Raw genomic sequence first — 22,347 nt, forward strand, 5'->3', positions numbered from 1 at the left:
TGGGCTGAGCGATCAGCCGTCCGCGAGCCGTTCGACCGCCGCGACGGCGGCCAGCCTGTCCTAACAGGGGAGCCGGGCAGGTGACTTGGCGCCCTCAGTCCTGGAATCGTTTGATGAGGGCGGCCCGGGAGGTGATGCCCAGCTTGGTGAAGATGTTGCGCAGGTGGTAGTCCACGGTCCGAGGGCTGACGAAGAGTTGGGCCGCTACCTCGCGGTTCGTCTCGCCACGGGCCACATGGCGGGCGATCTGCAGTTGTTGAGGGGTGAGCACTCCCAGGGTAGGGGTGTCGCTGTCGGCAACGGTCTCACCCGCGGTGCGCAGCTCGTGTCTGGCGCGCTCGCTCCAGTACTCCATCCCGAGCCGCTGGAAGACCTCCCACGCCTCTCTCAGGAACGGGCGGGCCTCCGCGCGGCGGCGGTGCCGGCGCAGATGGGAGCCGTAGAGCAGCGCGGTCCGGGCTCTCTCCACATCGCGCTGGCTGCGCCGGTGCAGGTCCATGGCCGTGTGGAAGTGGGTGTCGACGTCGTCTCCGGTTGCCATCAACGCCCGGCACCGATGAATCAGGGCCTCGGCCCAGGCGCACTCGACGCTGTCGGTCCAGTCCGCGAAGACGGTCAACGCCCGCTCAGCGCGAACGCGTTCGCCGCTCAACACGGCCGCCTCCACGTAGTGCGGGATGGACAGGACGGTGAACCAGCCGTGGCTGTGCCCCGGTCCGGCGCGCGCCATGGTCCGCAGGCGTACCGCGGCCTTGGCGAAACGGCCTTCCACGAGATCTCCCACGGCCAGCGCCCAGGAGGCGACGGCGGCGCTGAGCCCGAGGTGGTGTGCGCGGGCCTGCTCCAGGGCCTTGGCCGCCTCGTCCCTGCTGGTGGCCACGTTGCCGGCCAGCGCCGCATGGAGGGCAAGCAGGGCCCGCAGGTGGCAGGCGGAGTTCACCTGACCGGTCTCCGTGGCGAGGCGCAGACCCTCGGCCGCGTTGGCTCCGGCCAGCGGGAAGCGGCCGGTCCACAGCTCGCTGTACACCACCAGTTCCAGCGCCTGGGGAGCGGTCGCGACCGCTCCCTTGGCGCGGGCGTGGCCCAGGGCGCGGGCGGCCAGGGCGTGCGCACAGGTGTCGTCGCCGGCCATCAGCGCGACCGTTGCCGCCCAGATCAGGGTGGGCGGGTCGTCGGCGCCGGTTGCGAGGTTGAGGACAGCCCGCAGGGAGGCGAGCGCTTCCTTCATGGAGCCCGCGGCGGCCCGCTCGACGCCGTGCAGATAGCTGCGGATGAGGTCGGCGTAGGCGCCCTCGACGCCCCGCAGACCGGCGAGACGCCGACAGGCCACAGCGAAGCGCGCCCGGTCTCCCGCGTACGTGGCCGACTCCGCGGCCCGCATCAGTGCGGTGAGAGCGAGGGTCGGGTCCTCACCGGTCAGCCGGTCTACCGCGGACATCAGGGCGACATAGGCATGGAGGGTGACTCCGCTGCGCAGCCAGATGGAGCCTCGCTGGAAGTCGATCGCACCCAGTACCCGCGACATGCCCTGCTGTTCGGCCATCGGCCAGGCACGGTCCATGAGGGCGAGTGCCTGTCCGGGCAGTCCGGCCAGCCAGCTGTTCCAGGCGGCTGCCACGTTTCGGCGGGCGCGGTCCGCGTCGTGCTCGCTCAGCTCGGCGGCACGTTCCAGCGCCCGGGCCGCGGCGGCGTACCCGCTGCGCACCTGTGCCCGGGCCGCCGTTCGCTCCAGATCGGTGGCCAGGCGTTCATCGGGGGCGTAGGCGGCGGCGGCCAGATGCCACACGCGGTGCTCGGCCGCGCCTGTGCGGGCCAGCAGCAGATGCGCCCTGCGGCGGCACGAGGGCGGTGCGCCGCGGTATACGGCCGACCGAATCAAGGGGTGCCGGAAACGCACGGCCGTGTGGGTCACCTCGATGAGCCCGGCGGCCGCCGCCGCGTCCAAGCCGCCGAGACCGAGGCCGCCGCCGCGCGCGGCCTGTTCCAGCGAGCCCAGGTCGCCCGTTGGCTGGATCGCGGCCAGCAGGAGCAGTTCCTGTACCGCGGGAGCCAGTGCCGCGACCCGCTCCTCGTACGCCCGCTCCAGCTTGGGTCCGATGGGCAGCAGACAGGGCAGTGCCGACCGTCCGGCCAGCTGCTCTTCCGACAGCGCGGCCAGAATCTCGGTAAGCGCGAGTGGATTCCCCGCCGTCTCCGCGACGATGCGCGCCTCCACTACCCGGGCGACGAAGTGGCGGCACTCGGCGGTGATGAGTTGTCGGCACGCCTCGCGGTCGAGGCCGCGCAGCTCCAGCTCGGGCAGCCCGGGAAGGGCCGGGGAGGGCTGCGGCCGGGATGCCGCCAGCAGCACGACGCCTTCGGCGTCGAACCGCGATGCCGCGAACGACAACGCGTCGGCGGACGGGCGGTCCAGCCAGTGGGCGTCGTCGACGACGACCAGTAGCGGCCGCTCTTCGGCGAGCTCCGAGAACACGCTCAGCACGGCGAGCGAGATCAAGAACCGGTCCGGCGGAGGACCGGCGCGGATACCGAGGGCTACCTCGAGGGCATCGGCCTGGGGGCGGGGAATGGCGGTCAGCGCGTCGGTGAACGGGATCAGCAGCCGGTGCAGCCCCGCGAAGGGCAGGTCTCCCGCGGCGAGACCGCCCTGCGTCGAAATCGCACGGCAGTCGGCGGTGGCGACGCTTCTCGTAAGAACGGCCGTCTTGCCCACGCCTGGCTCGCCCACGAGCACGAGTGCGCCGCTGCGTCCCTCGTACGCGGCGGCGACCAGTGCCCGGATCTCCCCCAACTCTCTCTCCCGGCCGAGCACTTCGCTCACACCAGCCCTCATCACACGGCAGGAGTTTACCGCTGGTTACCAGTTGCGTGAACAACGTGAACAACGTGAACACCGTGAACAACGTGAGGACCGTGAACACCGCGTCATAGGCCGCAGGCGACCCGTTGAGGAACCAACGCCCTTTTAAAGACTGGTGACTTCGCCGGTGACACCTCGCAGACGGCTCCCCACACTGGCCCGCAAGAGCTCAGACCAAGCCCCCAGCGCGACCCCCACCCTCAGGCGGGGCTTGGCGGAACCCTTCCCCCAGAGAGGTGAGAGCCGTGACCATGCGTACCGGAACCCCCACGTCCGCAGCGTCCTCAGCGTTCCCGCACCGCCGCCACCGGCTGACCACATGGCTGATCGCGGGCATCACCGCGAGCGCCGTCGGTCTGGTCCATGTGCCCCAGGCCCAGGCTCAGACCCAGGCGACCGGGGAACCGGGCGCCAGACCAGCCGTCACGGCCGCCTACGACGTCGCCACCGTTACCGTCCCCCGCTGGGCGACCGGCGGCAGGTTCGGCGGCGGCACCATCTACTACCCGACCACCGGCGGCCCCTACGGCGCGATCGCCGTGTCGCCCGGCTACACCGGGACCCAGTCCTCCATGGCCTGGTACGGACCGGCTCTCGCAGCCGAGGGCTTCGTGGTCTTTACCATCGACACCAACAGCATCTTCGATCAGCCCGCCTCCCGCGGCACCCAACTGCTCGCCGCACTCGACTATCTGACCGGCAACAGTTCCGTGCGTGACCGGGTGGACGCGAGCAGGCTGGGCGTCATGGGGCATTCGATGGGCGGCGGGGGCACCCTGGAGGCTGCCAAGACCCGGCCTTCGCTGAAGGCCGCCATCCCCCTGACCGGGTGGAACCTCGACAAGACCTGGCGCGAAGTGCGCACCCCCACGCTCGTCATCGGTGCCGAGAACGACTCCATCGCTCCGGTCGCCACGCACTCCGAGCCGTTCTACCGGAACCTCCCCGCCAGTTTGGACAAGGCGTACCTGGAGCTCAACAACGCTGATCACTTCGCCCCGAACAGAAGCAACCCCACCATCGCGAAGTACACCACCGCCTGGCTCAAGTTCTTCCTCGACAACGACACCGGCTACCGGTCGACCCTGTGCCCCGGCCCCTCCCCCGACGCGCGGATCGAGGAATACCGCAGCACCTGCCCGTTCTGAGCACGCCGCCTACCCCGCGGCGCAAGACGGGGGCCGCGGTGGCGGTCCTCCCCACAACACGCAAAGAGCCCCGGCCTGATCCCCTGACGAGGATTCAGGCCGGGGTCTCGTCTCATGTGCGATTGGCCAACGGTGTCGGCCCTGCTGGGGCCATGCGCCGACGTGGGGCAATGCACGAACGGGCCGGTCTTGTAACGGTGGTGCGCCTCCACCCGCACCACGAGGTGGCCGGGCCCGCAGCTCTCGGTCCCCTATGCGTTCTGAATCGCGTTCACCAGTCCAGCAACAAGGTTCGCCCGCTCGGCCATGGCTTCGATCACCAGGTACTCGTGGTCGGCGTGGGCACCGCCCCCGACCGCTCCAAGGCCATCGAGCGTCGGCACCCCCAGTGCGGCCGTGAAGTTGCCGTCGCTTCCGCCGCCCACTGCCTTGCCTTCGAGGCCAGGAAGCAGCTGCTTGGCCACCGCAAAGAGCTGGGCCGACGCCGACTCAGGCATCGGGGGCCGGCTGACAGCTCCCTGAACCGCGATCTCCGCCTCATCGAGATGCGGAGTCAGCGCTGCGAACGCAGACTCGATGCGTTCTTTCTCGTCGGCCGACTCGACCCGGACGTCGACGATGACGGTCGCCTCTGCGGGAACGACGTTGACCAGGGTTCCTGCGGACGCGACGGTCGGGGTAACCGTCGTGCCGGTGTCGGGTCGACCGAGCGCTGCGATGTCCAGTACCTGGTGTGATGCTTCGATCAGAGCGTTGACCCCGGCTGCGGGCTCAAGACCTGCGTGCGACGCCCGGCCCGCGATGGAGACTTCGAACGCGCCGCAGCCTTTACGGCCGGTTTTCAGGGCTCCGCCATCAGCGGCGCCCTCACACACAAGTACTGCGCCGCAAGCAAGGGCTCGTTCTTCGATAAGAGCTCGAGAGGAACGGGAGCCGGCCTCTTCGTCGGCGGCCACCAGGATCTCGACGCCTGACCGGTCATCGAGCGTCGCCAGACCATGGACGGCCTGTACCAAACCGCCAAGCATGTCAAAGACCCCGGGGCCGGTCGCATGCCCGTCTTTGACCATGAACGGGCGGCGTTCAAGGGTGCCGAGCGGAAACACCGTGTCGTGATGACCGAGGATCAGCACTTTGGGATCGCCACCAGCTGACCAGTGGACGTGCGGCCCCGCTTCGCTCTCAACGAGGGTGGCCTGCCCACCAAGGCGGCTCTCGATGACAGCGGCGACAGCTTTGGCCGATGCCATCAAGGCGTCAAGATCGCGCGATGGAGACTCGATTTCGACGAGCGTCCTGAGGTCCTCAATCATCGCGTCGACACTCGGATGGACGGCCTTGTGCATCGTCATGTCGCAAGGGTAGCTGGCAGGCCGTGGCGGAAAGGGGGCGCCACTGATTCGGTTGGTCTCCGCGCGTTCTTCTAGACTGCGGAGAGGAGGGCGACCGACAGGAGGGGACATGAAGTATCCACCGATGGCAGTGATCTCACTGACCGCAATTGCGCTGGCTGTAGCGAGCCTTGTCGCCTTGGGTTTTGCCATCATCGGGCTGTTCGCTGTCGTCGGTATGTATCTCCAGTCCGCATCCGATATTGGCGGCGCCATACGCACCCTTGGGCTGGTGACGGCCTTCGGCGTGGTGAGCGGGGTATTGTCCCTGCGCATGCGTTCCTTCGTACGGCGTTCGGAGCGTTCCCGGTAATCCGCCTGACGGAAACGGCCTGATGAAAACGGCCCTGATGAATACGGCCCTGGTGAAAACGGCCGGTCAGGGACGGCTCTTCAGCCGTCCCTGACCCTCTATGGCTCCCGGTGAGCCGTCAGCAGCTGGTGCCCCACCCCTTCGGCAGCTTGTACTGGATCACGAACTGGGACTGGTCGTTCGCCCGGAAGAAATAGCCTTCACCGAGCGAAGGAGCGTCGAGACCAGCCGATCCGAAGTCGGTCTGGGCGGACGCACCGGCCCCGAAGATGGGGCTGGACGTCGAGGTGGTCTCCGTGCGTACCGTGAAGTGGTACTGGTGCCCGGGTGTGGAGTCGATGTTGGCGTAAAGCGCCCGGCCATCGTTGTAACCGGGCCAGTTCCAGCGCTCCATGACGGTAGTGCCGTCATTCCTGGTGAGGCTGAGGTCCCAGGGCGTTTGCCAGCGAGCATCGTTGTCCCGGGCGATGCCCAGCTGAATCTTCTCGCCACCGGTGGCCTTGGACTGGGCGAAGGTGAAGGGCGAGTGATTCGACTTGACGCGGGCGGCACCGTCGAAGGAGGGGTTGACGAATCCGGTGATCTGGGACGGCTGCGGCCAGTTGGCCCCGATGTTGATCGCCAGGTCGTAGTTGATCGTGGCCTTTGAGGTGTGCTCTGTCTGGCCGAATCCGCCTTGCGAGTCAAAGGACTGCGCGAAGCCGTAGAGGTTCGCGGCCGAAGCACGCGCCAGCGGGTACTGGTTCCCCTGCGCAGGCGGCGCGGGTGAGGCATCGACCGTCGTGGGCGTGTAGGTGCACACCACGGTCGACCAGTCGTCGTCGGCGGCTGTGCGTGCGGAGTCCGTCCGGTAGGCCCGCGGCTGGGGAACCTCTCCCGGTGCCAGGCGGACAGCATTGCCGGAGACCGCCTGAGGTGTCTTCGCGGTGCCGAAGCGCGCCCCGTCCACCGTGGCCGGTGGTATGGCCGGCGGCACAAGCCGGGACGAGGGCTTGGCGTCGGTGGCGTCGGCGGAGTCAGCCGGCTTTAACTCTCTCGGAGCCGATCCTTCCGAGTAATCGTTCCAGGAATCACTGGATTCCGCGCTGGCCGTAGCCATCGGCATGAGGAGTGAGATCACGGCGGCCGCGCCTATAGTGAGCCCGGACTTCCGTTTGAGAAACCGCATGAATGCCTCCTGCACTGTGGACAGTAGCTGTGAGGACCCAACGGAAGTTACTCAATGCATCACACATGCGCCATGGCATACTTCTCATTCCGGCCAGTATCGACTGCGGTGCTCAACTCTCCCGGCCAAGCCCCATACGACCGTCCGGTCGCGCCGGGAGGGGCTTTTTCACTCGCAGGCCGCTATGACGTCCGGGGCCTCCTGGCCGACATATTTCCTCTCTTGTGTCCCCCGCGCTGGCCGCCCTAATATGCCCCGCCCGTGGTCAGTCGCTTCCCTGACGATGTCTCAAACAGGCCTCTTGAACATAAGCCGCAGACGGCTGGAGCTAGAGGCGTTCGAAGCCGCGTACGCGTTCCCAGTCCGTCACCGTCCGCTCGAAAGCGGCCAGTTCCGTACGGGCGGCCTGGGCGTAGTGGCTGACCACCGTGTCGCCGAAGACCTTGGCGGCAATCTCGCTGGTCTCCCAGCGGTGCAGGGCCTCGGTGAGGGTGCTGGGGAGACGGGGGACGGCGGGGTCGGCCAGGGCGTTGGAGGCGTGCGGGGCGGGGAGGGGGAGACGGTTCTCGATGCCGTGCATGCCTGCCGCTATGGCTGCGGCTACCGCGAGATAGGGGTTGGCGTCACCGCCGGGTACGCGGTGTTCGATGCGCAGGGAGTGCCCGGAGCCGATGACGCGGACGGGGCAGGTGCGGTTGTCCCGGCCCCAGCCGATGCCGGTGGGGGCGAAGGCGCCGGGCTGAAGACGCTTATAGGAGTTGATGTTAGGCGCCATCAGCAGGGTGAAGTCGGCGAGGCAGGCAAGCTGTCCGGCGACAAAGTGGCGCATCAGGTCGGACATGCCGTCGTGCGATGCGGGGTCGGCGAGGGCGGCTGAGCCGTCGGTGCCGCGCAGTGAGAGGTGGATATGGCAGGAGTTGCCCTCGCCTTCGTCGAACTTGGGCATAAAGGTGACGGCGTGGCCCTCCTGCGCGGCGATCTCCTTGACGCCGTTTTTGAAGAGGACATGGTTGTCGCAGGTCGTCATCGCCTCGTCGTAGCGGAAGACGATCTCGTACTGGCCGGGGTGCACTTCGGCGCGGGCGGTCTCCATGGTGAGTCCGGCCCGGGTCATCTCCCGGCGGATGCGGCGGACCAGGGGTTCGAGGTCGCCCAGGCCCTGGAGCGCGTAGTCGACGTTGTAGCGGGTGGCGGGCTCCAGGCCGTGGTAGCAGCTTTCCCATGCCTGGCGGTAGGAGTCGCGGAAGGTCAGGAATTCCAGTTCGGTACCGGCGTAGGCGGTGAGTCCGCGCTGGGCCAGGCGGTCGAGCTGGGTGCGGAGGATGTGCCGGGGGGCGATATCGACCGGTGCGCCGCTGGGCCAGGTGGCGTCGGCGAGGACAAGGGCGGTGCCCGGGTCCCAGGGGAGGGTGCGCAGGCTGGCCGGGTCGGGGTGCAGGGTGAAGTCGCCGAAGCCGGTGTTCCAGGCGTCGATGGCGTAGCCCGGGCCGGTGTCCATCTCGACGTCGGTGGCGAGGAGATAGACGCAGGCACCGAAGCCGCTGTGGGCGGCTTCGTCCAGGAAGTGGGATACGGACAGGCGGCTGCCCTGGAGACGGCCCTGGAGGTCGGGGACGGCGACGATCACCTCCTCGACGCGTCCTGCGGCGGCCTCGGCGCGGAGGTGTTCATAGGTCTCGGTGGTCTCGGTGGTCACTGCTGCTCCTGGGGGGTGGCGGTGGCGAGGGGGTTTCTGATGCGGCCGTGGACTACGTCGAATCCCTCGTCGCGCTCGGCGCGGTCGTGGAAGCCGCCGCCGAGGAGCTGTTCGCGGTTGAGCGCCACCCGGTCGAACTCGGGGGCGAGCAGGCCAAAGGCCGGGAAGCGGTCGGCCAGTTCGGGGAAGCGGGTGTGGTAGCGCTCGATTTCGGTGCGGACCATCGCCCAGAACTCGGCTTCGGGGATGGACAGATGCTCGTCCAGCAGCGGGGCGAAGAAGCGGAAGTGGCCCGCGAAGACGGCGCTGAGGAGGGAGTGCGCCAGTTCATGGGCGGGCCAGCGGAGCAGGATCTTGTTGGCGCGCTCGGACAGGCCGGCGTATTCGGGGTGGTCGCCGGGGAGGAGGTTGACGTCCTCCGCGAAGTCCTTGACCGCGATACCGACCGGGGTGTCGTCGGCGTCGTAGAGGATGACGGTGTTCTCGCCGTGCGGGCAGAAGGCGACGCCGTAGCGGTAGAGGTGGTGCAGCAGGCCGGGGAGCAGGGTGCCGAGGAAGCGGCCGAGCCAGTCGTGCGGGGTGCGGCCGGAGCGCTCGATGAGCTCGGTGACCAGGGCCCGGCCGTCGGAGCCCACCTTGAGCAGCGCGGCCATGGTGCGGGCCTGCTCGCCGTCGTGCAGCTGGGCCGCCACGGGTTCGCGCCAGACCGCGCCCAGCAGCTCGTGGTAGCGGTACGGGGCGTCATCGACGGCTTCGTAGAGGGGATGGCTGACGGCCACAGCGGCGACCTCACCCAGCGGGTGGAAGCGCAGTTCATCGCGGAGGTAGGGGTCGGCGTCGCGCAGGGTGTGCAGCCAGGCGCTGACATCGGGGGCCGCGTGGGTGGGTTCGGTGGACAGGCCGCGCCAGACAAGGGTGTTGCGGATGAGGAGGGGGACTTTGACGTTACGGCGGTGGGGGTGGTCGATGTTGGCGAGGGTGCGGATGGACTGGAGGGGACGGTAGCGGTCCGGTCCTTCGCCGAGGCGGACGATGCGGCCGTCGGCGAGGTAGGCGGCGAAGAGGGTTTCCACGGCCTCGTCCCAGTGGAAGGGGTGGACGGGCAGCCAGGTGAAGTCGGCGGGCGTGTGGCCGCCTTCGCCTTCGGCGCAGGCCTCTTCCAGGGCGGCGGTGAACTGTTTACGGGTGTCCGTGTCCAGTTCCTCCGCCAGCAGCGTATCGGCGTCGAGTCCGGGGACGCCGGAGTAGCGGGCGAGGCTGGTGTGGACGGCGGCCCAGATGAGATGTACGGCGGTGGCGGTCTCCGGGGCGTAGGCGGCCGAATCGGCGGCGGAGAAGCCCAGCCGTCCCTTGTTGAGGAGCATGCAGGGGTGGCCGTCCTGGTGGGCTTCCAGGTCGAGATGGTCCAGATCGGCGAGGTCGGCCGCGGGCAGCGCGCGGGCGAGGGCTTCGGCGTCCACCCGCTGGGTGGCGCTGAGCTCACGCAGGGCCTCGGCGGTGGTGGGGCCATCCCAGCCGAGGACGGTACGGGCGTCCAGGAGGAACCGTTCGGGGCCCGGCGCCCCCTCGGTGGGTGCGGGGTGACGGCGGAGGGTGCCGTCGATGAGCCGCCAGGTGCCGAAGGTGCCGCGCGTGGCCCGGAAGGTCCAGTGGACGGTGTCGGAGAAGTCGAGCCGGTAGGCGTCGTCGGTGTGCGGCTCGGGGACGGGGGTCAGCAGCTCTTCGTAGGCGAACTCCTCGATGGCCTTGACCAGCAGCCGTCGGCCTGCTTCTGCCCAGGTGGCGCGGTTGGGGCGGTTCATCGGTGGTTCTCCTCGGCTCTAGCGGGGGCGGAGAGGGATATCAGGCTGGCGGGGATCAGTACGGCGGCGGCGATGGCCAGCGGAAGCGCGAGGTCCTGGGAGACCGCCGCCGCGGCGACCAGCGGGGCGGCCAGCAGTCCGGCGGACCGGACGGTTTCCACGGCGGTGAAGGCCGGACCGGCCGTACCGGTCGCCCGGAACATCCGCAGCTCAACGGCGACTTGGCCGAGGCCCAGCCCCAGCCCGAACAGCAGTCGGCCGCCCGCCAGCGTGGGCAGCCCGGCGGCCAGATACTGCGAGGCGAGCCCGACCGCGCCCAGGGTGAGGGCCACCGGCAGCAGCCGGTCGCCCAGCAGATCATGGCAGCGGCGGGCGGCGGGCAGCACGGCCAGCGCGGCGACGCTGGGCAGGAAGAACAGTACGGCGGCCCCGGTGGGCCCGCTGTCCAGGCTGAGGGAAAGCTCGGTGAAGAAGGGCCGGGCCACGCTGACCGCGAAGTCGAACGCCACCCCGATCAGGGCGGCCTGAGCGAGCAGCAGCAGCCAGGGCACGCTGAGACGGGCGACGGGGGTGGTCCGTGAGGTGGGCTCTTCCGGTGCTGGTGGCGGCAGCTGGCCGAGGACCCGGTAGATCAGCACGGCGAGCACCACGTCCAGGAGGGCGAACGCGGAGATGCCCACCCGTGGCTCCGGCAGCGCGAGGACTCCGGCGCCGGTCACGGTCGCGGCCACCGAAGCCACATGGAAGACCACCACAAAGGAGCAGATCCCGGCCAGCCTGGCGTGTGCGCTGCTGGTTGCTCGCTGTCCCGATACCGCCTTACGGCTGTGCTCGGCGATAAAGGCCGGATAGGCGAGAAGCAGTGCGGCGTTGGTCGCGACCGAGGCGGCGGACAGCGCGGTGAACGACGCGTAGTTGGGCGCGAAGCCCAGCAGCAGGTCAAGTACGGCGGCCGCGCACAGCCCGGTGAGGATCAGCCGGTGCAGCGTCCAGCGCCGGGCGGCAAGGCCCCACAGCGGTAGCGCGGCGAGGCCGACGATGCGGCAGATCCACAGATACAGGCCGGTCGCACCGGGGTCGCTGATGCCGTAGAGCCGCTGGAACAGCTGCGGGAGAAAGGGTGCGAGCGCGGTCTCCGCGATGATGTAGAGGCCGATGACCGAGATCAGGACGGCTCTGGCGTGCCATCCGGGCCGGGGGCTGTGCCGGTTGAGGGCCTGCCGGGTCCCGGACCCGGGTGCCTGGTCGACGACGGTCACCGTACGGTCCCCGCGGTGGCCGGCAGCGGCGGTACGCCGGGCGTGGCCGGGCTCTGTGGCGCGCCGAAGGTGGTCCAGGCGGCCCGTTCGGGTACCGGGAGAACGGTGTGTCCGGCGGCGGCGTTGAGGATGGTGGCGGCTCGCCAGGCGCCGAGGGTGAGGTCGGGGGCGCCGACGCCATGGGTGTGCGTCTCGGCGTTCTGTACGTAGAGCGTGCCGCGGACGCGCGGATCGAGGGCGACCCGGTAGTCGCCGTCGACCTGATAGCGGCCCTTGTGGTCCCAGTCGACGAGGTCGGCGAGGGTGTTGAGGAAGGCCGGGCGGGACGCGGCGTAGCCGGTGGCCGAGACGATGGCGGAGGTGCGGAAGGTGAACTCGGTCTGCTGCTGGCTGTGGCGGCAGGTCAGTACGTAACCCTCGCCGTCGGCCCCGGCCGCCAGGACCTCAACCCCCGGATGCAGTCCGGCGCGTGGCTGTCCGCCGCCGATGGTCCGCTCGTAGAGCTCATCATGGATGTCGCCCAGCGTCTCCTCGCTGACCCCCTTGTAGAGCTGCCACTGCTCGCGTACAAGCTGTTCGCGGCGGTCCTCGGGCAGGGCGCGGAAGTAGCGGATGTAGTCGGGCGTGAAGTGCTCCAGGCCGATCTTGGAGTACTCCATGGGGGCGAACGCGGGGGTACGGGCCAGCCAGCGGACAAAGGGGCCGCCCTGGCCGTCCCCGTCCTGCTGCCGGATGAGATCGAGGGCGACCTCGGCACCGGACTGACCGGCGCCGATGACGGTGACATCGTCGGCGTCGGCGAGCCGGGCGCGATGGGTGCGGTAGTCGGCGCTGTGCAGCACCCGGCCGGTGTGGTCGGCGGTGAGCAGTGCGCGCAGGGGTTCGGGTATGACGGGTTCGGTGCCGACGCCCAGGACGACTTGGCGGGCCAGGACCCGGCTGGCGGTCCCGTCGGCGGAGCGGTGGGTGACGGCGAAGGCGTCGGCGGCCTCGTCCCACTCCACCGCGGTGACCCGGGCGTCAAAGCGGCAGGAGGGCAGCCGCTCGGCGACCCAGCGGCAGTAGTGGTCGTACTCCCGGCGCGGGATGTGGAAGCGCTCGGAGAAGAAGAACGGGAACATCCGGTCGTGGGAGCGGAGATAGTTCAGATATGACCAGGGGCTGGTGGGGTCGGCCATGGTGACGAGGTCGGCAAGGAACGGCACCTGGAGAACCGTTCCTTCCATCAGCAGCCCCGGATGCCAGGAGAAGGCGGGCTTGGCGTCCAGGAAGAGCGCGGACAGCTCCGGCACGCCGTCGGCGAGCGCGGCCAGCGACAGATTGAACGGTCCGATGCCGACACCGACGACGTCGTAGGGGGAGCTGTTGTTCGACTGGGTCGACTCCGTCAGCACGGTCATCGCTGGGCCTCCACGAGGGGATTGGGAAGGTCGATATAGATGGACTGGCTCTGCACATCGCCGACGAGCTCATCGAGGCCGTCCACGCAGGTGAGGTAGTTGCCCTTGCAGCGCAGTACGGGGGCGTCGAGCAGCAGGTCGAGCAGGCCCTTGGCGCCGGGCTCGCGGACGCGGAGCCGCTCAAGTGCGTTGCGCAGCACCCGCAGCAGGTCGTGCTCGTCCGCGAGGCCGAGCGCGCCGAACGCGCCGACCAGCCCGAGAAGATTGTTGATGCCGAGGTAGTAGACGACGCGTTCATCGACGAACGCGTCATCGAAGACCAGCTCCACACCATCGGTGGCGCCGGGCAGCAGCTGCTCGACCTCGCCCGCCTGGGAGGCGGCGACGTAGTAGCCCTGGCTGTCGCGGTACCAGCCCGCCGTGGGCAGGCCGTCCGCGTCCAGGGCGACCAGGGTGTTCTGGTGGTGCGGTTCCAGCGCGATGCCGTAGCGGGCCCGCAGGCGGATCAGCGGGACGGCGAGCACCTCAAGGTAGCGGGTGAGCCAGCGGGCGGAGGCCTCGGCGGTGGACACGGCATGGGCGCGGGCGGTGCGCTCGACGGCCTGGGCGAGCAGGGCACGGTGCCCGGGCCCGGTGCCATCGCCGGGCCCGGTGCGCTCGGCCAGCAGACCGGCTACGCACAGCCCTTCGCGGGTGCCGCCACGGAAGGGGTTGTCCCGGATCGCGGCCTCCAGGCCGGTTTCCGGTCCATCGGTGCCCACCGAGAGCCAGCCGAAGTCCCGCAGGATGGAGAAGTGCGGGTGCTCGGCCCGCAGCCAGTCGGCGGGCCCCGCGGCCAGCAGCCGGGCGGCCCTGACCCCCAGGCGCATCTCGCTACGCAGGTTGTTACGGCGTGAGTTGGTGATCCGCATGCCCAGCGAGAGCTTCAGCATCACCTCGGCGTCGGGGCGGTGCACGGTCCGTACCGAGGAGGTCGGATACCAGGCGGGACCGGCCGGACCGAGCGGGCGCAGCTGCCCCTCATCAAGGAGCCGCCGGACCTCGGGGCGGTGCGGTACCTCGCGGGCCTGCCAGGGGTGGACGGGAATGGGCAGGGTGCCCTCAGGCAGATCGACCCCGGTGGCCAGGGGACGCAGCAGCTCGGCCACGCTGCGGCCGTCGCTGCTCTCCCCCACCACGATGTCGGGGTGCGCCGCGAACCAGTACAGCGGGAAGGAGCCGCGCAGCTCCGGTGAGTAGGCGTCCAGTTCGTGGTCGGAGGCCTCTTCCCGGCTCTTGGGCGCGGGGTGGAAGGGGTGGCCCAGCAGCAGGGCCTGTTCGGCGTCGAGGAAGGGCGTCGGACCGGTGCCGTCGGGGCCCTCGGCGCGGCGGGCGGTGAGATGGGCGGCGGTGCGGCGGGCCGAGTTCAGCACCCGGGCGGCGGCGTCCGTACCGAGGTGGGGTGGCACCCCGCGTCCGATGGTGGTCTGGCGTATCGCGGCGGCGGCGACGAGCGCCGCGTCGGCGGGCAGCGGATCGGCGGCGGGGTCCGCCGGGAGGACGGTCGCCTCGCCGAAGCGGTGCCAGCCGGTGCGGGAGCGGTACCGCACCGGCACGTCCAGCCGGATGCCGCTGGCGGGCAGGTCGAGCGTCAGACGCTGCCCGGTGGCGGGCACCTCGGTGCCGGTCTCTCTGACGTACGCGCGCAGCAGGGTTTCGGTCGCGGCCGAATCGGCGGCGCGCTGTGGGTCTGAGTGGTCCAGGGGGTCGGTCATCGGTGGGGCTCCCGGTTCAGAGCAGCAGGCGGTCGGCGGTGGGGTGGCCGAGGAAGCTGTGCATGGCGAACTCCCAGCCGTAGGAGCCCGCGTAGGGGAACACCACGAGGTCACCCGCGCGTATCCGGTCCATCCGGACATCCCGCAGCAGGGTGTCCTCGGGAGTGCACAGCTCGCCGACGACGGTCACCCGGGTGTTCTCGGCCGTGGGGCGCGGGCAGTCCTCGGGCCAGTGCTCGATGGGGAGTACGGCGACGTTGTGCACGATGTCCCAGGAGGTGGGCAGCTGGAAGTGGTTGATGCCGCCGCGCAGCATGGCGAACCACTCGCCGTAGGAGGCCTTGACATCGGTGACTTCGGCGGCGTACCAGCCGCAGTCGGCGACGAGGAAGCGGCCGGGCTCCAGGATCACCTTGACGCCGGGCGGCGGCGTTGTCTCGCCGACGAGCGCGCCGAAGCGGGCCACATCGAAAGGTTCCTCCCCTTCGAAGGCGACCCCGATGCCGCCGCCGATGTCGATATGCCGCAGCTCGATGCCGTGCGCGGCGGCGGTGGCCACGCTCCACTCCACGCACCAGCGCAGGTACGCGGCCTGGCTGTCGGCGTCGAGGTTGTTGGAGGCCGCGTGGATATGGAAGCCGGTCAGCTCGATGCCGGGGAGTCGGCGGGCCTGGCTCAGCACCTCCGGGACATCGGGCTCGGCCACCCCGAACTGGGAGGCCTCGCCGCCCATATGCAGCGAGCCGGTCACCGGGATGTCCGCGGGGTTGACCCGGAGGGCCACCCGGGCGGTGGTGCCCAGCTGGACGGCGATCCGGCTGATCCGGTGCAGCTCAAGCAGGCTCTCGGCGTTGATGGCCGCCACACCGGCCCTGACCAGATCGGTCAGCACGGGCACGGACTTGGCGGGGCCGGCGGCCACGATGGGCGCCGGGCCCGGCGCCTCCCGGTCGCGGGTGGCCGCCACGGCCAGCTCCAGTTCGGAGCGGGAGGCGACCTCGAAGCCGTCCACATACGGGGCCAGCCCCTGGACGATGCCGGGGAAGGAGTTCGCCTTCACCGCGTAGTAGACCGCCGCCCAGTCCGGCAGCGCCGCCCGCAGCTCGCGGGCGCGCCCGGCGGCGACCTGCGCGTCGTACAGATAGGCCGCCACCGGCGTCTCGGACCGTGCCAGCTCCAGCAGTCGGCGGCGCACTCGCTCAGGGAGCACCTCCAGCGGGTAGGCGGAACGGGGGGCTGCGGACGGCGGGAGTTCGATGGACACAGGCTGCCTTGGGTTGGGGAAACGGTTTCGGAGTCGGCTGGACGTCGGGAACTTAGGCGAGGCTAAGCTAACTCATCGCCGGTGTCTTACCAAGGCCGGCCAACGGGCCCGAGGGGGCCGACGGAGCCGAGGGAGCCGACCGGGCCGAGGGAACCGAGGGGGCCACAGCGGTCTCCCGGCCGGTCAGCAACTCCGCGCGCTCAGCGACCAGCTTCAGGAGCCCGTCCAGGTCAGCGGCCGTGGTACGGGGATGCAGCAAGGTCGCCTTGAGCCAGAGGCGCGAGCGGCCGTCGCCGTCCTCGGCCCAGGCCCGGCCCAGCACGGCCAGCCCCTCGGCGAGCAGCTCCCGCCGGATGGCGGCGACCAGTTCATCACCGGCGTCGGGGGACAGCGGGTCGGCGGCGGTGGGCCGGAAGAGCACGGTGCTGATCCCGATGTCGCCGGGGCGGCGGCGCAGTGCCGGGTGTGTGTCCACCGCCTGGCCGAACTGCCCCGCGGTCGCCACACAGTGCTCCACGAGCTGGCCAAGTCCGTTACGGCCGAGGGCACGCAGCGTTGTGGCGATCTTCAGCACGTCGGGGCGGCGTGAGGTACGGATCGAACGGCCGAGCAGATCCGGCATCCCGGCCTCGGTGTCATCATCGGCGTTGAGATAGTCAGCGGTCAGTGACAACGCCTGCAGAGCGGCCGTGTCAGCGACGGCGAGCACACCGGCCGCGACCGGCTGCCAGCCCAGCTTGTGCAGGTCGTAGGTGACAGAGACCGCGTGCTCAATCCCCCGCAGCCGGACGGCGAGTTCCTCGCTGAACAGCAGCGGACCGCCGTATGCCGCGTCGACATGGAGCTCAGCGCCATGGCACTGGGCGACCTGGGCCAGCTCCGGGAGCGGGTCGATCAGCCCTTCATCGGTCGTGCCCGCGGTGGCCACCACCAGAGCGGGACCGCCGCCCACCTCGGTGAGAGCCCGGTCGAGGGCGGCCGGAACCATCCGCCCGGCGCGGCACTCCACGGTCACCGGCGTCGGCAGGCCGAGGATCCAGGCGGCGCGGCGCACACTGTGGTGTGCGTTGGCGCCGCACAGCACCTGAACGCTACGGGCGCCCTGGGCGCGGGCGCGTTCCCGGGCGAGCAGCAGGGCGACGAGGTTGGACTCGGTACCGCCGCTGGTGATCAGGGCATCGGGCTCGGCATGGCCGGGGTAGACCAGCGCGGCCAGGGCGGCGGTGACCTCTTCCTCGATGACGGCGGCGGCCGGTGCCTGGTCCCAGGAGTCCATGGAGGGGTTGAGGGCGGAAGCCGCGAGGTCGGCGGCGGCGGCCACGGCCAGCGGCGGGCAGTGCAGATGGGCGACGCAGTAGGCGTCACCGGGGTCGGCCGCGCCCTGCGCCGCAGCACGTACGACGTCATAGAGGGCGTCATGTGCGCCCACCCCCGCCGTGGGGAACAACGGTGCGCACAGGGCCCGGGTACGGGCGGCCACCGCCTCCGGGCCGCCGATGGGCAGCGGCCCACCACGGGCGGCGGCGCCATCGGCGAGCGCGTCAAGGGCCACGGTCGTCATGGCCCGCAGGGCACGCGGGTCTTCCGGACCCGCGGCGACGGCGGTGTCGGTGGCGTTAACGGTATCGGTGGTGTCAGCGGTATCGGTGGTGTCACGGTACGGGGTCACGCGGCACGCTCCACATCGGTCAGGGCGTCGGTGAGGCGGTTCATTACGGAGTCCGCCTGGGCATCGGTGAGTACGAGCGGCGGCAGCAACCGCAGCACGGTGTCGCCGCGGCCGCCGAGTTCGAGCATCAGGCCACGCTCGAGACAGGCTGCTTGCAGAGCCCTGGCGTAGCGCGGGTTGCCCGGCAGGGAGCCCAGCCGGTCGGGTTCGGCGTCGGGGTCGACAAGTTCGGCGCCGATCATCAGGCCGCGGCCGCGTACCTCACCGATCGCCGGGTGATCCAGGGCCAAGTCGCGCAGGCCGCCGCGGATCCGGGCGCCCAGCTTCTCGGCGTGCTCCGGGAGTTGCTCCTGGGCCACGGTACGCAGCGTGATCTGGCCGGCCACCATGGCCAGGGTGTTGCCGCGGAAGGTTCCGGTGTGGTCGCCCGGCTGCCAGGTGTCGAGGTCCGGCCGGTAGGCGATGAGGGCCAGCGGCAGCCCACCGCCGACGGCCTTGGAGGTGACGAGGACGTCGGGGGTGACACCGGCCCGTTCGCAGGCCCAGTAGTAGCCGGTACGGCCGATGCCGGTCTGCACCTCGTCGATGATGAGGAGCACACCATGTTCAGCGGTGATCCGGCGCACCTCACGCAGCCAGGCGTCCGGGCCTTCGACCACGCCGCCTTCCCCCTGGACGACCTCCAGGATGACGGCGGCGGGGGTGGCGACACCGCTGCTCGGGTCGGTGAGGAAGCTCTCCAGGAGACGGGCGGAGAGTTCACCGGCCTGCTCGGCGCCGACGCCGAACGGGCAGCGGTAGCCATAGGGGTAGGGCAGCCGGGTGACGGGCTGGGCGTCGGTCAGCTGGCCGCGCATCCGCTCCGGTCCGGAGACCGCGGACGCCCCGAGGGTCATGCCGTGGTAGGCCCCGGTGAAGGCGAAGACCCCTTGGCGACCGGTGGCGTTGCGGGCGAGCTTGAGCGCGGCCTCGACCGCGTCGGTCCCGGCGGGGCTGCAGAAATGCAGCTTCGCCTGGTGACGCAGGGTGCCGGGGAGCTGGCCCAGCAGCTCCTCGCTGAACGCGTCCTTCGCCGGGGTGATCATGTCGAGGGTGTGCAGCGGAGCCCCGGAGCGGAGTGCCTCGCGCAGTGCCCCGGTCACCTCGGGGTGGTTGTGGCCGAGGGCGAGCGTGCCCGCGCCGGAGAGGCAGTCGAGGTACGTACGTCCATCGGCTCCGGTGACCTCCGCTCCGGCGGCGGCGACCGGAGCCACCGGAATGGTCCGGGCATAGGTGCGGGCGGCGGACTCGCGTTGTGCTTGGCGGTCGAGGAGTTGAGCACGCAGCATTTTTGCTTCAGGCCCTTCGGTCACGGTACGGAGCGAGCGTGCGGTGGCAGCACACACGGCGCCAACCGTGAGGTCTCACGGCCAGCTCGCGAGAAGTTAGGTTAGCCTAACCTTCATGATTCTTAAAACGGGGCCCCGCCGGTATTCGGCCATGACTGACGCACCGGACGGCGAACACCGTCGGTGCCAGGGCGCGTTGGGAGTTACGGCTCGTCAGACCCCTGCCGTACCCGCTTCCCGTGCCTGCTGCCGTGCCTGCTGCCGTGCCTGCTGCCGGCTCAGCGGAATGACCAGCGGCGCTCCGGTCTCCTCGTCGTGCCGGATCCGGGCGGTCAGCCCGAACACCTCGCTCAGCAGCTCCTCGGTCAGCACCTCCGCCGGGGCGCCGCGCGCCACGATCCGGCCGTCCTTCATCGCGATGAGCCGGTCGGCGTACCGCGCGGCCAGGGACAGATCGTGCAGCACCAGTACCACCGTCCGGCCGGTGTCCTGGTGCAGCTCCCGGACGAGGTCCAGCACCTCGATCTGGTGCGCCAGATCCAGATGGTTGGTCGGCTCGTCGAGCAACAGCAGCTCGGTGTTCTGGGCCAGCGCCATGGCGATCCAGGCGCGCTGCCGCTGGCCGCCGGACAGCTCATCGAGGGTGCGCTCGGCCAGGTCATATGTGCCGGTGCTGCGCAGCGCCTGCTCTACGGCTGCCTCATCCTCCGAGGACCAGCGCCGGTACCAGGTCTGGTGCGGATGACGGCCACGCGCCACCAGGTCGGCGACGCTCAGCCCCTCCGGGGCGATGGGCGTCTGCGGCAGCAGACCGACCAGACCCGCGACCTGCCGGGTGGGCATCCGGTGGATGGGCATGCCGTCCAGCAGCACGTGGCCGCTCCGGGGTTTCATCAACCGCCCGAACGCGCGCAACAGGGTGGATTTGCCGCACCCGTTGGGGCCGATGATGGCCGTAACCGAACCATCGGGGATATCCAGCTCCAGCTCATGGACGACGGGCTGGTCACCATAGGACAGGGTCAGCCGCTCCGCCCGCAGCCGCACCCCCGCACCGGGCACCGCGACATCCGGCGGCTCGGCTGTCTGGAAGGCCGTCCCGAGGGTCTCCGTCATGGCTTCCGGCCCTTTCCACTCCGAATGAGCAAATACAGCAGGTAGGGCGCGCCCAGCGCCGCGGTGAGAATGCCGACGGGGAGTTCGAAGTCGCCGAAGGCGGTACGACCCAGCACATCGGCCCACACCGTAATGGCTGCCCCAAGGAGAGCCGAGGCGAGCAGCGGGGGCGTGCCGGTGCGCAGCAGGCGCACCGCGAGCTGTGGGCAGGCGAGCGCGACAAAGGCGACCGGGCCTGCCGCCGCGGTGGCGGTGGCGGTCAGCAGTACGGCGGTGAGCAGCAGTGCGGCCCGGGCGGCGGTCATCCGTACCCCGAGGCCACGCGCGGTGTCCTCGTCGAAGGCGAGCGCGCCGAACTGGAAGGACAGCACCAGAGCCGCGGGCAGCAGCAGGGCCAGCGCCCAGGCGACCGGCCGTACGGTGTCCCAGTTGGCGGCGTTGAGACTCCCGTTGAGCCAGAGCAGGGCGCGCCCGGCGTCCACGATGTTCGCCTTGATGAGCAGCCAGGACGTCACGCTGGTGAGTACGGCGTTCACTCCGACGCCCACCAGCAGCACCCGGTAGCCGGACAGCCCCCGCCGTACGGCGAGCACGTAGATCGCTACGGCCGTCAGCAGCCCGCCCAGCACCGCGGCGGTCGGCACGCCGATATCGGCCAGCGGCCCGCTGACGCCCCCATAGGCGCCGCCGAAGACAATGACCGTGATCGCGCCCACACCCGCGCCGGAGGTAATGCCGAGAATGTCCGGACTGGCCAGCGGATTACGGGCGATCCCCTGGAAGATGGCCCCGGCCAGCGCCAGCGAAGCACCAACGAGCGCGCCCGCCACAGAACGCGGCATCCGCAGCTCAAGCACAACGAGCCGGTCAACCGACTCGCCGCCGCCGAAGAGTACGTGGACCACGTTGGTGACCGGCAGCGAGAAGTCTCCCCGGCCGGTGTTGATGACGATGGCGGCGAACAGCGCGAGTGCGGTGACCAGCGGCACCGCCACGATCCGGGGGCGCCATACCGCGGAGGCCGGACCGACCCGCACCGGTGACCGGCCAGGGACGATGGGCTGGTTCTTCATGCCGGTTCTCGTACCGGTTTCTCTGCCAGTTTCTATGCCGGTTTCTGTATCGCTCATAGCCTCACCGGCTTACGGCGGCGCACCAGATGGATGAAGACCGGCGCCCCGATGAGCGCGAGCATGATGCCCACCTCGAGCTCACCGGGCCGGGCCACCAAACGGCCGAGGACATCCGCACCGACCGTCAGCACTCCGCCCAGCAGCCCCGCGTAGGCGAGCACCCATCGGTAGTCAGGACCGGCGAAGTAGCGTGCGATATGGGTGGCCACCAGGCCGACAAACCCGATGGGTCCGCAGATGGCGACCGCGGTCCCGGTGAGCAGGGTGATCGCGGCCATGCCGGTGGCCCGGGTCAGCCCGACCCGTACCCCGAGTGTGCGGGCCACATCCTCGCCGAGGGACAGGGCGTTGAGACCGGAGGCGTTGAGCGCTGCCAGCAGCAGCCCGGCCACGATGAACGGAAGTGCCTGCGCGGTGAGTTCAAGGGGCCGGCCACTGACCGATCCGACCGTCCAGAAGCGGTACGTATCCAGCGCCTGCCGGTCGAAGATGACCATGCCCGCGGTGAGGGCGGTGAACAGGGCATGGGCGGCGGCCCCCGCGAGCGCCAGCGTTACCGGCGTCGCCCCGCCACGGGCGGCGGCGCCCACCAGATAGACCAGGACACTCGCGATCGCCGCTCCCAGAAAGCCGAACCAGACATACCCGTAGAGGCTGGTGACTCCCAGAAGAAAGATGGACACCACGACGCACATCCCCGCGCCGGCACTGATGCCGAGCACCACCGGATCGGCGATGGGGTTACGGGTGTGCCCCTGCATCAGCGCCCCGGCCACGCCCAGCGCGACCCCGGCGGCGATCCCCAGCGCGGTACGCGGCACCCGGAGCGAGCGGATGATGATGTCGCCCTCCGCCCCGACAGGGCTCCACACCCCGTGCCACACCTGCGTCAGGGTGAGGGTCTTGGCACCGAGCGCGATGCTCAGCAGCACCGTCACAACCAGCAGTCCCACCAGGACAAGCAGCCCAATCCAGCGTTTTCGGGCACGTCCTGACGCAACCTGCCGCATCACCCGCTTCCGGGGTGGCGCAGATAGCGCTTCTAT

The 22,347-nt window shown here is 70.2% G+C and carries 16 protein-coding genes; 2 read left to right on the forward strand and 14 right to left on the reverse strand.

The genetic code is table 11. From position 1 onward, the window contains the following. Positions 1–94 precede the first annotated feature (94 nt). Positions 95–2,821: a helix-turn-helix transcriptional regulator gene (locus test1122_RS12255; RefSeq protein WP_232269205.1), complete on the reverse strand. Its 2,727-nt coding sequence runs from the start codon at positions 2,819–2,821 to the stop codon at positions 95–97. Positions 2,822–3,111: 290 nt separating this feature from the next. Between test1122_RS12255 and test1122_RS12260 the strand changes: the two genes are divergently transcribed. Beyond that, positions 3,112–4,008, forward strand: coding sequence for an alpha/beta hydrolase family protein (locus test1122_RS12260; RefSeq protein ID WP_232271881.1), 897 nt, complete (start codon positions 3,112–3,114; stop codon positions 4,006–4,008). 251 nt (positions 4,009–4,259) lie between these two features. Here the strand turns inward: test1122_RS12260 and test1122_RS12265 are convergent, their stop codons facing one another. Further along, positions 4,260–5,360: a M20 family metallopeptidase gene (locus test1122_RS12265; RefSeq protein WP_232269206.1), complete on the reverse strand. Its 1,101-nt coding sequence runs from the start codon at positions 5,358–5,360 to the stop codon at positions 4,260–4,262. Positions 5,361–5,469: 109 nt separating this feature from the next. Between test1122_RS12265 and test1122_RS12270 the strand changes: the two genes are divergently transcribed. Next, positions 5,470–5,712 (forward strand): hypothetical protein, encoded by a 243-nt coding sequence (locus test1122_RS12270; RefSeq protein WP_232269207.1) that lies wholly within the window; start codon positions 5,470–5,472, stop codon positions 5,710–5,712. A gap of 118 nt (positions 5,713–5,830) precedes the next feature. On the opposite strand, the gene test1122_RS12275 is transcribed toward test1122_RS12270, so the two are convergent. From test1122_RS12275 to test1122_RS12330, 12 genes are all read right to left on the reverse strand, one after another. Further along, on the reverse strand, positions 5,831–6,880 hold the full coding sequence (locus tag test1122_RS12275) for a hypothetical protein (protein WP_232269208.1): 1,050 nt from the start codon (positions 6,878–6,880) through the stop codon (positions 5,831–5,833). A 328-nt stretch (positions 6,881–7,208) separates the two neighbouring features. Next, positions 7,209–8,576: a glutamine synthetase family protein gene (locus tag test1122_RS12280; protein WP_232269209.1), complete on the reverse strand. Its 1,368-nt coding sequence runs from the start codon at positions 8,574–8,576 to the stop codon at positions 7,209–7,211. Continuing rightward, a complete protein-coding gene (locus test1122_RS12285) occupies positions 8,573–10,378 on the reverse strand; it encodes an IucA/IucC family protein (protein ID WP_232269210.1) in 1,806 nt (601 codons plus the stop codon). Before test1122_RS12285 ends, test1122_RS12280 begins: the two co-directional genes overlap by 4 nt. After that, positions 10,375–11,637: an MFS transporter gene (locus tag test1122_RS12290; RefSeq protein WP_232269211.1), complete on the reverse strand. Its 1,263-nt coding sequence runs from the start codon at positions 11,635–11,637 to the stop codon at positions 10,375–10,377. Before test1122_RS12290 ends, test1122_RS12285 begins: the two co-directional genes overlap by 4 nt. Beyond that, positions 11,634–13,037 (reverse strand): lysine N(6)-hydroxylase/L-ornithine N(5)-oxygenase family protein, encoded by a 1,404-nt coding sequence (locus tag test1122_RS12295; protein ID WP_232269212.1) that lies wholly within the window; start codon positions 13,035–13,037, stop codon positions 11,634–11,636. The genes test1122_RS12290 and test1122_RS12295 overlap by 4 nt, the downstream gene beginning before the upstream one ends. Continuing rightward, positions 13,034–14,791, reverse strand: a complete 1,758-nt coding sequence (locus test1122_RS12300) for an IucA/IucC family protein (RefSeq protein ID WP_232269213.1) — start codon at positions 14,789–14,791, stop codon at positions 13,034–13,036. The genes test1122_RS12295 and test1122_RS12300 overlap by 4 nt, the downstream gene beginning before the upstream one ends. A gap of 16 nt (positions 14,792–14,807) precedes the next feature. Next, positions 14,808–16,055, reverse strand: a complete 1,248-nt coding sequence (locus test1122_RS12305) for an alanine racemase (protein WP_232269214.1) — start codon at positions 16,053–16,055, stop codon at positions 14,808–14,810. Positions 16,056–16,122: 67 nt separating this feature from the next. Then, positions 16,123–17,616 carry a pyridoxal phosphate-dependent decarboxylase family protein gene (locus test1122_RS12310; RefSeq protein WP_232271882.1) on the reverse strand — a complete coding sequence of 498 codons (1,494 nt, stop codon included), beginning with the start codon at positions 17,614–17,616 and terminating at the stop codon, positions 16,123–16,125. 104 nt (positions 17,617–17,720) lie between these two features. After that, positions 17,721–19,052 carry a diaminobutyrate--2-oxoglutarate transaminase family protein gene (locus test1122_RS12315; RefSeq protein ID WP_232271883.1) on the reverse strand — a complete coding sequence of 444 codons (1,332 nt, stop codon included), beginning with the start codon at positions 19,050–19,052 and terminating at the stop codon, positions 17,721–17,723. A gap of 213 nt (positions 19,053–19,265) precedes the next feature. After that, positions 19,266–20,168 carry an ABC transporter ATP-binding protein gene (locus test1122_RS12320; RefSeq protein WP_232269215.1) on the reverse strand — a complete coding sequence of 301 codons (903 nt, stop codon included), beginning with the start codon at positions 20,166–20,168 and terminating at the stop codon, positions 19,266–19,268. Continuing rightward, entirely contained in the window at positions 20,165–21,241 is a 1,077-nt protein-coding gene (locus test1122_RS12325) for a FecCD family ABC transporter permease (protein WP_232269216.1), read from the reverse strand. Before test1122_RS12325 ends, test1122_RS12320 begins: the two co-directional genes overlap by 4 nt. Before the next feature lie 53 nt (positions 21,242–21,294). Next, entirely contained in the window at positions 21,295–22,254 is a 960-nt protein-coding gene (locus test1122_RS12330) for a FecCD family ABC transporter permease (RefSeq protein ID WP_232269217.1), read from the reverse strand. Between the last annotated feature and the right edge of the window lie 93 nt (positions 22,255–22,347).

Origin of the sequence: Streptomyces gobiensis (assembly GCF_021216675.1) — a bacterium.
Taxonomy (GTDB): Bacteria; Actinomycetota; Actinomycetes; order Streptomycetales; family Streptomycetaceae; genus Streptomyces; species Streptomyces gobiensis.